At 33.3% G+C, this 13,466-nt stretch carries 14 protein-coding genes; 4 read left to right on the forward strand and 10 right to left on the reverse strand.

The genetic code is table 11. The features are described from left to right. Window positions 1-12 precede the first annotated feature (12 nt). Window positions 13-378, forward strand: coding sequence for a NifB/NifX family molybdenum-iron cluster-binding protein (locus tag Y592_RS04295; RefSeq protein WP_075665786.1), 366 nt, complete (start codon window positions 13-15; stop codon window positions 376-378). A gap of 10 nt (window positions 379-388) precedes the next feature. Here the strand turns inward: Y592_RS04295 and Y592_RS09100 are convergent, their stop codons facing one another. From Y592_RS09100 to Y592_RS04335, 8 genes are all read right to left on the reverse strand, one after another. After that, window positions 389-1,882 carry a GGDEF domain-containing protein gene (locus Y592_RS09100; protein ID WP_077198188.1) on the reverse strand — a complete coding sequence of 498 codons (1,494 nt, stop codon included), beginning with the start codon at window positions 1,880-1,882 and terminating at the stop codon, window positions 389-391. Then, entirely contained in the window at window positions 1,875-2,738 is an 864-nt protein-coding gene (locus Y592_RS04305; RefSeq protein ID WP_075665788.1) for a transporter substrate-binding domain-containing protein, read from the reverse strand. The genes Y592_RS09100 and Y592_RS04305 overlap by 8 nt, the downstream gene beginning before the upstream one ends. Before the next feature lie 4 nt (window positions 2,739-2,742). Then, window positions 2,743-4,617 carry a tRNA uridine-5-carboxymethylaminomethyl(34) synthesis enzyme MnmG gene (gene mnmG / locus Y592_RS04310; protein ID WP_077287368.1) on the reverse strand — a complete coding sequence of 625 codons (1,875 nt, stop codon included), beginning with the start codon at window positions 4,615-4,617 and terminating at the stop codon, window positions 2,743-2,745. Between the two features lie 63 nt (window positions 4,618-4,680). Then, on the reverse strand, window positions 4,681-6,024 hold the full coding sequence (gene lpdA / locus Y592_RS04315; protein WP_075665790.1) for a dihydrolipoyl dehydrogenase: 1,344 nt from the start codon (window positions 6,022-6,024) through the stop codon (window positions 4,681-4,683). A 56-nt stretch (window positions 6,025-6,080) separates the two neighbouring features. Beyond that, a complete protein-coding gene (sfsA, locus tag Y592_RS04320) occupies window positions 6,081-6,743 on the reverse strand; it encodes a DNA/RNA nuclease SfsA (protein ID WP_077287372.1) in 663 nt (220 codons plus the stop codon). Continuing rightward, window positions 6,744-6,980, reverse strand: coding sequence for a thioredoxin family protein (locus tag Y592_RS04325; protein ID WP_075665792.1), 237 nt, complete (start codon window positions 6,978-6,980; stop codon window positions 6,744-6,746). A gap of 12 nt (window positions 6,981-6,992) precedes the next feature. Continuing rightward, on the reverse strand, window positions 6,993-8,072 hold the full coding sequence (locus tag Y592_RS04330; protein ID WP_077287374.1) for a permease: 1,080 nt from the start codon (window positions 8,070-8,072) through the stop codon (window positions 6,993-6,995). Between the two features lie 73 nt (window positions 8,073-8,145). Beyond that, on the reverse strand, window positions 8,146-8,406 hold the full coding sequence (locus Y592_RS04335; protein ID WP_075665794.1) for an ArsR/SmtB family transcription factor: 261 nt from the start codon (window positions 8,404-8,406) through the stop codon (window positions 8,146-8,148). Between the two features lie 108 nt (window positions 8,407-8,514). On the opposite strand from Y592_RS04335, the gene Y592_RS04340 reads away from it, so the two are divergent. Next, window positions 8,515-9,852 carry an MATE family efflux transporter gene (locus Y592_RS04340; protein ID WP_075665795.1) on the forward strand — a complete coding sequence of 446 codons (1,338 nt, stop codon included), beginning with the start codon at window positions 8,515-8,517 and terminating at the stop codon, window positions 9,850-9,852. Here Y592_RS04340 and Y592_RS04345 read toward each other — a convergent pair. Both Y592_RS04345 and Y592_RS04350 read right to left on the reverse strand, forming a co-directional pair. After that, window positions 9,827-11,563: an ABC-F family ATP-binding cassette domain-containing protein gene (locus Y592_RS04345; protein ID WP_075665796.1), complete on the reverse strand. Its 1,737-nt coding sequence runs from the start codon at window positions 11,561-11,563 to the stop codon at window positions 9,827-9,829. The genes Y592_RS04340 and Y592_RS04345 overlap by 26 nt on opposite strands. Then, the gene (locus tag Y592_RS04350) at window positions 11,547-11,960 is read right to left on the reverse strand and encodes a hypothetical protein (RefSeq protein ID WP_075665797.1); all 414 of its coding nucleotides are present in this window, start codon (window positions 11,958-11,960) and stop codon (window positions 11,547-11,549) included. The genes Y592_RS04345 and Y592_RS04350 overlap by 17 nt, the downstream gene beginning before the upstream one ends. A gap of 119 nt (window positions 11,961-12,079) precedes the next feature. Here Y592_RS04350 and Y592_RS04355 point away from each other — a divergent pair, with 119 nt between their 5' ends. Then, entirely contained in the window at window positions 12,080-12,889 is an 810-nt protein-coding gene (locus Y592_RS04355; protein ID WP_077287376.1) for an Mrp/NBP35 family ATP-binding protein, read from the forward strand. Between the two features lie 106 nt (window positions 12,890-12,995). Then, window positions 12,996-13,457, forward strand: a complete 462-nt coding sequence (locus tag Y592_RS04360) for a YaaR family protein (protein ID WP_075665798.1) — start codon at window positions 12,996-12,998, stop codon at window positions 13,455-13,457. The last annotated feature ends 9 nt before the right edge of the window (window positions 13,458-13,466 follow it).

Below are 13,466 nucleotides of genomic sequence, written 5' to 3' on the forward strand. Positions count from 1 at the left end.
AGGGGGAAAAGTATGCTAATTGCCATACCAGTAATTGAAAATAAAGGAGAAGACTCCATAATTTCAGAACACTTTGGGCATGCACCTTATTTTGCCTTTATCAAAGTAAATGAAAACAAGATAGAAGAAATAAAGATCGAGAAAAATCCATATGAAGAACATGGCCCAGGCATGATCCCTGAATACATTCACAAAAACGGTGCAAAAGTTTTAATAGTTCGCGGTATAGGAGCACGTGCTATTAGTTTTTTTGAGCAATACGGTATCAAGGTTATTAGAGGTGCATCTGGTAGCATCAAAGAAATTGTCACTTCATTCATATCAGGTCATATTAAAGATATGGAATATAAGGTAAAAGAAAAATTCCACGAGCACTAGTGCACCTTATTTAGGTGCACTTTTTAAAATACACTCTATTTTTTCCCAGTCTCTTTGCCATGTAAAGATTTTCATCTGCCTCTGATATTATATTCTGATACTTTGTATTTTTTGGTAATTCTGAAACCGCTCCAATACTTACTGTAATTAACAGCGTATTTTCCTCATATAATATATGCGTATTTTCTAAATCCATCCTAAATTTTTCAAGCAAACTCAAAAAGTCTGTTTTTTCTTTTGAAATGTAGTAAACTACAAATTCCTCTCCACCATATCTAAAAAGTTTATCAGACTTACGATGAAAATGTTTTCTTAATACACTTGAAAACACTCTTAAACATTCATCACCCGCCTGATGACCATATGTATCGTTTATCTTCTTAAAATCATCCAAATCCATTATGGCAAAATTTAAATACATATTTTCCCTTAGTGCAAAATTATAATCTTCTGGAAAAACTTCATTAAAAAACCTTCTATTGTACAATCCTGTAAGTTCATCTCTTATGGAGAGTTCTCTGAGTTTACTATTCTTTTTCTTTATTTCCTTTGTTTTTTCTTCTATTATCCTTTCAGTGTTTTCTACATATCTTTCCAAATCTTCTGTAATCTGGTTGTATTTTTTTATAAACACCTTTATCTCATCTTCAAAATCATCATTAATGTCTATCTTTTTAAATTCTTTTCTTCTAAAATTCTCTAGATTTTCACTCACTTTTCTAATAGAATACGTTATTTTATCTGCCAAATACCTAGAAACAAAAGAGGAAATCAAAATAAAGATAAGTAAAAATCCAAACATCAAAACTATAGTTTTCCGTAATGGTTCATACAATTTTGATTTTGGTTTTACAACGTAAAAGACAAAATCGAATACTTTTTCTTCACTGGATTTTGCAAAGTCTTTCAAATCTTTTACCTTTTTAATATTACCATTGCTATACAAATAATATGTTCCATTGTAAAAAATGGCAAAACTTTGTCCTTCATATCTTTCTTTTTTTACAAAGCTTGAAAAAATACCCGTAAAATCCAAAAGTGAATAAAGATTTACACCCACACTTGAACTTTTATAGACTAAATATAACCTTCCATCATTTATAGAAATCCTTTCGTTAATATTAAAATGCCCTTTAAAATAAACAATTTCTCCTTCTTTCTCAATAGCTAGTGCTTTTACAAAGGGAAACTTTACCAATACACTATCAATGTACTCTCCCAATTTTGCGTAAACAAAACCTTGGAGCAACCTATTTTTTACAAAAATAAGATGCACATCATTTCCATCTAAAATAGGGGAAATTACAGTTTGATAATTTTTAATTGCCCCCATAAACCCACAATTTGCAAATCTTCTTGCAAAAAGATCTAAATTTTCCTTTTCAACGGACAATCCCCTCAGAAAAAAAGTAATAAAAAAGAAAGTAAATAAAGAAAATAAAAGTAAAATGTTAAAAATTAAAAAAGTTCTAAAAAACTTTGTCTTTAACTTCAATTTAATCACCTATCATCTCTAGATAATCTTCATAGTGGATGCCAAAATACTTAAAAAACAACGCGTTAAAGTCTGTACTTTCAAGGTATTTTTTAAATTCCCTTGCTAAAAGTTTATCCTTAAAACCAAAAGCAAGAAAACCTCTAGACGCTGAAAAAAGTGGCTTTACTTCATTTCTCAGAAACTGTGCCTTAAAATACTTTTGAACAAAAGATAAAGAGTCAAAAATGGATATATCCGCGTTATTCTCTAAAAGTTGAATAATTACAAAATACGGCGAATATCTATATCCCTTTGGAACAAGCAATATTTCAACTTTATCTTTATCCACGGGATTGTGCGTAATAAATTTAAGTTTATTATTTTCATATATTACCTTATTGATAACGTAATCTATATTATTTTCTTCAAGCAAATTCAAAAGAGTCTTGTAATATGCAAAATCCTCATATGTTATTACCCTTTTTCCTTTAAAATCCTTTAAAGAAGTTGCTTTTATATCCTCTCTTGAGATAAATATTTCGTTATTTTTAACGAAAGGGATCATAATCATTAGCTTTTTTCTTTCAGGAGTCACAGTTAATATATCTGCTATCATATCCACTTTTTCAAAAAAATTTGGAGAAAAATATTCACTAAATTTTTCCACAACATAAATTTTTGGAGAAATCCCCAGATATTTTGCAAACCCACTTGCAAGTTCATAGCAAAATCCAGGATACTTTTCATTTCCCGGAAAATATATAGTTTCACTTGGAATATTCCTCGTTGCAATTAAAATTTCCCTTGAATCTAAAATTTCCATAAAAGTTCTTGAAAATAACATAACGGAGAATAACAAAAAAACAAAGATAATCCTCTTCATTTTTTCACCTCTCAATATAGCTTATTATATTTGCTATATCTGCAGGTGTAACACCGGGAATTCTCATTGCCTGACCTATTGAACGCGGCAAAACTTTTTTCAACTTTTCACGTGCCTCTGTGGAAAGATTTGGAACCTTATCAAAATTTATATTTGATATATCAAAGGATTCATATTCTTCAAAAACCTTTACCTCTTCCAACATCTTTTCTATGTATCCTTCATACTTTATATAAATTTCTATCTGCTCCAAAAGTTCTTTGTTTTCTATTTTTTCATCGTCTAATTCCTTTATATCTACGTATCTAATTTCTGGTCTTTTTAATAGATTATAAAGCTTTGTCCCCTCTTTAAGTGGTGTTGTACCCAAATTTTTCAAAAGATCGTTCACCCTATCTGATTTTGGTACTTTTACATTTCTCAACCTTTCAATTTGTGCATTTAAACTTTTTTCCAGACTCAAAACTTTTTCGTAAAACCATTTTGGTATAAGTCCCACCCTATACCCATACTTTGTAAGTCTTAAATGCGCATTATCATGTCTTAAAAGAAGCCTATACTCTGCTCGTGAAGTAAGAAGTCTATACGGTTCATCTACCCCTTTGGTAGTTAAATCATCTATTAAAATCCCTATATAACTTTCAAAGCGTTTTAAAATAAGTGGTCTTTCACCTAAAATCTTCATTGCGGCATTTATTCCTGCAATTAATCCTTGACCAGCTGCCTCTTCGTATCCACTTGTACCGTTTATCTGCCCTGCAAAGTACAATCCTTCAACCAATTTTGACTCAAGTGTTTGATACAACTGCAATGGATCAATATAGTCATATTCTATTGCATACGCAGGTCTTACTATCACCACATTTTCAAGACCAGGTATTGTCCTTAGCATTTTTATCTGTGCAGCATACGGCAAGCTTGTAGATAAACCGTTTAAATAATACTCTTGGGAATCTTTTCCCTCTGGTTCGACAAACACCTGATGTGAATCTCTGTTAAACTTTACTACTTTATCCTCGATAGAAGGACAATACCTTGGCCCCACACTTTGTATAAGTTTTACATCCCCATACAATGGAGAGTACACAAGATAATCCCTTATTATCTTATGCGTTTTCTCGTTTGTATGTGTTAACCAGCAAGGATGTGTTTTGGAAAGTATTTTGGGCTCACTAAAGTACGAAAAAGCGCGCGGCTCATCGTCTGTATCTTGTCTTACCATCTTTGAAAAATCTATACTACTTTTTAAGACTCTCGCAGGGGTACCCGTTTTAAATCTTGAAAGGTTAAACCCCAAAGATTTTAAACTTTTACTAAGACCCTTTGCGGGTAAATCTCCCATTCTACCAGCTTCCATAGTGTCTCTTCCTATAAATATCTTTCCACGGAGGAAAGTACCTGTGGTAATAATCACAGCCTTTGCATAATAATCTATTCCAAATGAATCTACAACACCTTTTACCTTCCCATTTTCCACCAATATTTCTTCTACAACTCCAAATCTTAAAACCAAATTTTCTTGAGTTTGCAACTTATTTTTCATAGTTTGAGAGTAGGAATATTTATCTATTTGGGCTCGCAATGCCCTTACCGCGGGGCCTTTTCCCGTATTTAGCATCCTTACATTTATCATGGTCTCATCTGTGGTCTTTGCCATTTCTCCACCCAAAACATCTATTTCCCTTACCACAATTCCCTTAGCAGGCCCACCAATTGCGGGATTACAAGGAGCCCATCCCACACTATCAAGATTAGTTGTTAAAATAAGCGTTCTAAGACCAAGTCTTGCAGGTGCAAGCGCTGCCTCAATACCTGCGTGTCCTGCACCAACCACTATAACCTCAAATTCCCTATCATCTTTTGGCCTTTCAAAAAACATATCAAGCCTCCTTAATTTTTAATAAATTATACCACAAAAAAATTCTGGGGATATTCCCCAGAATTATATGTGAATCGACCATTTTCCTTCAAATGCACCTAGTAGTGTTTCTGTCAACGTGGGATGGGGATGTATGGCCTCTGCCACTTGATGTGCGGTCATTTTGTATCTTACCGCTAAAACTCCTTCCATTATCATATCCGTTGCACTAGGTGAAACAATTGTTACTCCCAATACCTTTCCCGTCTTTTTATCTTCGATAACCTTTGCAAATCCCACTTTTTCTTCCATAGTTCTTGCCCTTCCATTTGCAGAAACGGGAAATTTCCAAACATTTATACTTTCCTTATTCACATCCCCTTCCTTTATACCAACTGACGCAATCTCAGGATTTGAAAAGATAATAGAGGGTACTGCAGAGTAATCCATTTCCTTTTTCTCTCCCGCAATATTGTGTGCCGCAACTATTCCTTCGTACATGGCAACGTGAGCAAGCATTATCTGCCCCCTTATATCTCCAATTGCATAAATATTTTCAATATTAGTTCTCATATGGTTATCTGTAACTATTCCTTTATCTACATTTATTCCTAAATTGATCACATCTTCTGTAATATTTGGTCTTCTACCAACTGCAAGTAATACCTTTTCCACTTCAAATTCTTTATCTTTCAACTTCACCACATAGCCCTTTTCTCCCTTTATTACCTCTTCAACTTTTTCTCCTTCTATCACCTTAACTTTTTTCTTTTTCAACTCCTTCTTTATCTCCTCTGCTACATCAATATCTTCAAATGGTAAAATATGCTCTGCAAGTTCTACAATTGTCACATCTACATCAAATGTGGAAAAAAACGTTGCAAATTCAATTCCAATAACTCCTCCACCTATTATCAATATACTCTCTGGAAGTTTATCCATTTTAAATACATCATCACTAGTCCAAATTCCAGGTACGCCATCAAATGGTGGAAAGATCACAGGAACAGAACCTTGAGCAAGGATTAAATGTCTTCCCTTAATTTCCTCCCCACTCTTTTTTAAAAGCACCGTCTCATTATCTTTTAACACACCTTCATCTTTAAATACATCTATTTTATTCTTTTTCATCAAAAACTCTATACCTTTCCTTGACATAGTTACAGACTTTTGCATATGTTTCATTATAGAAGAAAGTTCAAAACTTACACCTTCCACCTTTATACCAAACTTTTTGGCTTTTTCCCTTATGTCTCTATACAAATGCGCACTTGTAAGCATGGCCTTTGTGGGAATACATCCTTTGTTTGTACAAGTACCTCCCAATTCTTCCTTTTCTACAACCGCTACTTTCTTTCCAAGCTGTGAAAGCCTGATTGCCGCTACATATCCCCCTGGTCCCCCTCCTAAAATTACCACATCATACATACTCTCCCCTCCCTTAAAAGGTCTTCAACTAAATTATATATTTTTAAAAAAAAGAGTCAATCAAACTTTAAAGGAATTTCTTTTTTAAATATCACCCATCCATCCTTAAAGGAAAACAATAACGGAACTATTTCAACACCTGCTCTATGAGCCTCTTTTAACCTCTTTGAAAATACAGGATCAACTTTGTAGTTTGGTGAAAAATATTTTGCATCTGAAAAAACTAAAAAGTATATTTCCGCACAATATCCCATTTTCTTTAACATAATTAATTCTTCTATATGACGAATACCCCTTTTAGTAGGGGCATCTGGAAACATTGCCACGCCATCTTTTGACAGCGTACAACCTTTTACCTCTATAAATTTATTACCATCAACAAAAAAATCTATTCTGCTATTACCCACTTTTACCTCTGGCTTTACTATTTTATACTTTTTTCTTAAAATCTTCTCTGCTATATATCGATGATACTTGGAGTTTAAAAGTACAAATTCCTTCCCGCTCCACGCAGCAATTAAATCGTACTTTGTTTTCCTCCCCTTTTTATCTTCCATCTTAATTAACACTTTATTTTTTTCGTATAATAATTCTTTCAATCTACCTGGATCATGGATATGTACATATTCTTCTTTCTGTAAGTGCACCACACCTACAAATTTATTTACCCTTTTCAAAAAAACCGCAGGTTCTGTTCCATCAATTTTATAAATTCTCACCTAATCCCCCTTTAAAAATTCCCTTACTTCATCCACTGTGGGAACTTTTCCAGAAATAACAATCTTTCCATCTATTGCAACAGCAGGCGTTGCAAAGATTCCTCTTGATACAATTTCGTTTATATCTTGCACCTTTTCAACAACTGCGTCAAGTCCCTTTTCATTAACAACCATTTTTACAACCTTCTCCGTTTGTTTACACTTTGGACATCCACTTCCAAAAATTTCTATTTTCATATTATCCCTCCTTTAAATATGTCCGTAAATCATCCCAAACATAGTTGAAAAAACAATAACAAGCATAAAATACGTAAATGCCTTTTTCCTTCCAAATAGCTTTGTAATAACTATCATACTGGGTAAACTCAAGGAATTACCCGCCATTAGCAATGCAAGTGTTGGACCTTTTGCCATACCTAGTTTTAATAAAGCCTGCACAATAGGTACTTCGGTAAGTGTTGCAAAGTACATAAACATACCTATAACCGATGCCAAAAGGTTTGAAAAAATGCCGTTACTTCCAAGAAGTTTTGTAACTACCTCTTGTGGAAGAAGTTTTGTCAATATCCCCGCAAGAAAGACACCAAAAAATAAATAAGGTAAAATTTTCTTTGTAAAATCCCATGTTTCCAGTAACCAAGCTTTTATTTCTTCTCTCTCAAACAAAAAGAGTACCATAAAAGTTATGGAAAGGAAAATTCCAAATAATACATAATACTTAAATCTTATCTTCAAACCACTAACAATTAGAAAAGAAAGCAAAAGTAGAAAAAAAACTAGTTGCTTTCTACCAAAATTTTTCCCATCATCAACTACCAAACCTCCTTCTCCCTTTTCTTGATAAATAAATTCCATAATAAGTCCTATGAAAATTGCCGCGGTGATAGTAGAAACAAGCCTTGCAAATCCCAAATCCCAACCTAAAACCTTTGCAGTTAAAAATATAGCCGCAATATTTATCGCAGGTCCGCTAAATAAAAACGTTGTAGCAGGACCTATTCCCGCTCCTTTCTTGTAAATACCACCAAAAAGTGGAAGTATGGTACAAGAGCACACGGCTAAAATACCTCCAGATATAGCCGCAACAGGATATGAAACTATCTTTTTTGCCTTTGGTCCTAAAAGTTTTAATATTGCACCTTTGTTAAGCATAACAGAAATTGCACCTGCAATAAAAAACGCAGGAACAAGACATAAAAGTACATGCTCCCTTGCATATTCATGGAGCATAAAAAAACCATTCAACAAACTATCTTTCACTACATCCAAATTAAAAGGTACAAAATAGAAAATTAAAAATATTCCCAATATCACCAAAAATTCTTTCACAAAACCCACCTCCTTTGATGATAATTTCACAAATTAGTATATAAGAAAATTCTAATATAGTCAACAAAAAAAATTAATCTACAAGCTGTATAACTTTTTTTACAAACTCATCTTTAAGGGAATAATAAACTGTATTTCCTTTTCTTTCGTCCTTTACAATCCCTAAATTTCTAAGGAGTGCTAAGTGTTGTGAAAGGTTTGGCTGATTAACACCTAGTTTTGGAAGCAGCTCACATACACACATTTCTTTTTTGCTGAGTAAATATAATATTTTCAACCTTGTGGGATGTCCCATTGCCTTTAGGATATTTGCCTTTTTAACCAACTCTTCCATTTTTTCACCTCTTGTCTATTATAACCAACTCTTATTATTTTTGTCAATTTAATGTTAAAATTTTCTGCTAAAATGTTAGTAATCCTAACAAACAAAAGGAGGGAATATATGCACATATACAGAAAGCTCTTCAAAATTGCTATCCCCATTGCACTACAACAATTTTTATTCAGTAGTGTGAACTTTTTAGACACGTTGATGATAGGAAAACTTGGCGAAAACTCCATCGCTGCTGTTGGACTTGCAAATCAATTTTTCTTCTTTTACAATTTAGTGATTTTTGGACTTGTATCAGGTGGTGCCATATTTTTTGCGCAGTTCTGGGGAAAAGGGGATCTAGAAGGGCTATCTAAATCAACGGCACTTACCACCATATCTTCTCTTTTTATTTCCATTCCATTCTTTCTACTTACACTATTTTCCCCAAAATTTGTTATGACATTTTTTTCACCTGATCCACTGGTAATCGATTTAGGGATAAAATACTTAAAAATATTATCCATTTCATTTCCAATATTTGCCGTTTCAATGGTATTTTCTTTTATGCTTCGCAGCATACACAAAGCACATATTCCTATGTATACAACAATTGTAGAATTATCTACAAACGTACTTTTTAATTACATACTTATATTCGGTAATTTTGGTTTTCCAAGGCTTGGTGTAATAGGTGCATCTATCGCAACTGTTATATCAAGATTAGTAGGTTTGATAGTTCTAATTGCAATAATAAAAATAAAGAATCTTCCAGGTATGTTTTCTATAACTCACATAAAACTCTTGAACAAAGGCTTTATAAAAAAATTTTTTCACTACACACTCCCCACAGTTGCAAACGAATTTGCGTGGTCCTTGGGATTTACCATGTATTCTGTTATATACGCACATATGAGCACTAAAGTAATTGCCGCACGAAATATAGTAGGTACAATTGAAGGATTTGCCTGGGCTTTTTCATTTTCCCTTGCAAATGCCGCTTCCGTTATTGTTGGAAATTACCTAGGTGCGAAAAAATACAATGACGCATACAAAATATCAAAAAAAATAATAACGCTCACGGAAATAGTAGCTATTATTTCGGCACTTGTCACATACATATTAACCATATACGCGGTAAACTTATTTAACGTCTCTCAAGAAGTTAAAAGATTGGTAATAATAGCCATGGCTATATCCATGGGATTTGTCCCTGTGAAAATTTTCAATGGATTAAACGTCGTAGGATTCTTACGCGCAGGTGGAGATACCAGGTTTTCCTTTGCAGTAGAGGCCTCCACTCTTTGGTTTTTAGGTGTTCCTCTTGCCGCATTTGGAGGACTTGTATTAAAACTAAGTTTTCCAATTGTATTACTCCTTACAATGACAGATGAACTTGCAAAATTTCTAATACTTTTATTACGATACAAAAGTAAAAGGTGGATTAGAAATGTTGTTGAAAATATTTAATTTCTTCCTCGAGTGTTTCTATTTTTTCCAAAATTTCCATTATTTCATTTTCTAAACTCTCCTTCTTCTCCGTTAATTCCATAGCTTTTACATAGTCTGCACCTACCCCAAAAAGCTCTATTTCCACAAGTTCAAGCTTTTTTAAAAGCTTTTCCTCCATGCCCCTTAGTTTTTTTATTTCTTCTTTTGCCTTTTTTAATTGATTTTTTATCTTTTTCTTCTGTTCATATTCAAAGTTGGGTGATTTTTTCTCCACTTTTTTTTCTACACTAATTTCAAAATCAGATGAAACCTCAACAAGTCTTCTATTTTTTATCATATAATATCTACTACAAACATTTTTAATCAATTCCTCATCGTGAGACACAAGAATAAGACTTCCTTTATACTCCTTCAACGCCTTTTCAAGTGCCTCAACTGTTTCTAAATCCATATGATTTGTAGGTTCATCTAACACTAAAAGATTTGGTCTTTTTAATAGTACTTTTGCAAGTGCAAGAATTTGTCTTTCTCCTCCACTTAATTCAAATACATTCTTAAACACATCTTCACCTTTAAAACCAAATTTTCCCGCATAAGCCCTGATTATATAATCAGGTTGAAATGACATTTCATCGGAAAGCTCTTCAAAAACTGTGTTTTCCTCATCCAAGTTTTCCACAAACTGGTCTAAAAACTCCACCTTTACGTTATGACCAAATTCCACCACTCCTTCACCTTTTAACCTTCCAGCCAACAATTTTAAAATGGTGCTCTTTCCCGAGCCATTTGGCCCAAGAATTGCCACCTTTTCCCCCGTATATACTTTAAATGACACATCTTCTAAAATATCCAAAAATTTTAAATTATCTACACTTAAAACAACATATCCAGATGGTTCGGGGATTGGTATGGAAACTTCTTTTTCCACATCTTCTTCAAATGTTACCTCAGATTGTAATTCCCCTAACATCCTTTGAAGCATTTTTTCTTTACTTTTTGCCTGCTTTATAAACTTTTCCCTTCCCCATTTCCTGTACCTTTCAATTATCTTTTTTAACCTTTCTATTTCACGTTGTTTGTTTTTCATTGAGCGTTTTTGATTTAAAATTAAAGTTTCCCTTTCTCTCAAATAGTTGTCAAAATTCATCCTAAAGTCCCAAATTTTTGAATTGTTTATCTCCAAAAATCTTTCACAGGTATCTCTCAAAAAACTTCTATCGTGGGATATAATTATGTATCCTCCACGAAAATTCTTTAAAAGATTTTTTAAAAAGTGTATACCTGGTATATCCAAAAAATTCGTAGGTTCATCCAAGAGGATAAAATCTGCATCTTCTAGAAAAATTCTTCCAATGTGAAGACGTGTTTTTTCCCCTCCACTAAATGTGTTAATATCCCTGTGCCAATCTTCTTCTGCAAACCCCAAACCTTTTAGAATACTCCTAACAAGTCGTTGCTTTTCGGGGGTATCTGCAACCTCCAGATAATACTCATATGGTGTCCTACTGTTAAATGTTCGGTATTGATCAAGGTATACCGCTTTACCTGTGGTATTTATCTGTCCTGCATAGTCTTTAAATTCACCAATTATTGCTTTTAAAAGGGTTGTTTTTCCACTTCCGTTTTTCCCAATTAACGCAACCCTTTCACCATCTGCAATATTTAACGTTACATTGTTTAAAAGCTCTTTTCCAGGAAAGTGTATTGAGACGTTATTTAACGCTATCAACCTTTTTACCTCCCATAACTACTTTAAAAGACTCAATTGAAACAAGTATGGAGAATATGTGCCACAATACAATACAAATCGATATTACAAATACATGAACACCTGTAAAACTTGTACTCCCTTGTGAAAGACCCGTGAACTTTGAATAAAGTTGTGCAAAAAGTATAGTTAGAAGTTCTATGCCTATAAATATTATTATCATCTTTCTTTGATGATTAAAGGCAAAAAACATAGTACCAATCCCACCAATCAAAGTAAATATCACTAATTCAACGGGCATTAAATAATCGTAAAGAAAATGTCCTACACTAAAAAACGCTACAAATGAAAATATTATAGGCGCAACAAAGGGGATTAGGGTGAGAAAAGAAAAAAAATACAAAAAAAATTTTTTCACATAAATCACCTCCCAAGTATCATTATACCATCAAACTCAACGATAAATTCAAGAATTATTCACATTTGAATAGTTCTACTGTGATATAATTAAAGTGGATAAATTTTGGAGGTGATATAATGCCAAATCCACAGTTTAATCTAAACAATGGCGATACAAAGATAAAAGAAAAAATGTCAAAAGTAAAACACAAAATAGCGGTCTTAAGTGGTAAGGGTGGAGTTGGAAAGACAACCGTTGCAGTGAATATTTCCACTGCACTAGCGGAAAGTGGATACAAAGTAGGACTTTTAGACCTTGACATGCACGGTCCAAATATTGTAAGGATGCTTGGTGAAAAAAATCCATCTGTAGATGGAGAAGAAATTGTTCCCGCAGAGATTTTACCAAATTTAAAGGCACTTTCAATAGGAATGCTTGTTGAGAGTGGCAAAGCAGTTATTTGGAGAGGTCCACTTAAACATTCTGCAATTAAGCAATTTTTGGGTGACACAAAATGGGGAGAGTTGGACTTTTTAATCTTTGACCTTCCACCTGGTACTGGGGACGAAGCATTAAGTTTGTTCCAAACACTCCCAGATTTAGATGGTGTAGTAATGGTAACTACCCCACAAAAAGTGGCGTTAGACGATGTACGTCGTGCAATTGATTTCGTACATTCTATGAACAAAAAACTCATAGGTATAGTTGAAAATATGTCTTATGTAAAATGTCCAAAATGCGGCGAAAAAATAGAAATATTTGGTAGTGGCGGCGGGAACATAATTGCAAAAGAATACAACGTTGAACTCTTGGGACAAATACCACTTGATCCAAAAGCCGCTCAACTTGCAGACGAAGGAAAACCTATAACCCTGTATATGAGGGAAACAGAAGTCGAAGAAGCATTTAGAAAAATAGTGGAAAAAATTGCACAGATAGTAGAATAACCCCCAAATCTGGGGGTTTTTCTTTCCATAATTCAATGTTTTATGATATAATCATACGAAGAACCTTTTTCTTAACTGGAAAGTCGAAAATTAGAGGTGAGTAATTTTGAGGATAGAACCTACAGGCGACCCGAAAATAAAAAATGAAAAAATAAAAAAGAAAAAAGGTTCAAAAGGTAAAAAAGTGAATTTCACAAACGAAACTCCCGGCTTTTTCGATGTATTAATGGATGTAGAAGAAGAAAAGATAAACGTAGAACTTGAAAAGATTGTAAATGAAATATTGGATGCGGGAAATGATTTTATTAGATCCCCTACACCTGATACTTTGAAAAAGTACAAGGAAAAAATTAAAAAATTTCTAAAACTCATTGAAAAGAAAATGTACAAATTATCCGGTAAGATGGATTATTCAACTAATTCACCGAGATTACACGTAATTGTAGAGGATATAGATGAAAAACTAAAAAACCTTGCTGAAAAGCTTATAACTTCAGAAGGTGGAACCATCAACTTTGCCGCCAAAGTTGATGAAATAAACGGTTTAATATTAGACTTGTATAAATGAGGAGGAAAA

The sequence above is a fragment of the Thermosipho sp. 1070 genome, assembly GCF_001682135.1.
In the GTDB taxonomy this organism is placed as follows: Bacteria; Thermotogota; Thermotogae; order Thermotogales; family Fervidobacteriaceae; genus Thermosipho; species Thermosipho affectus.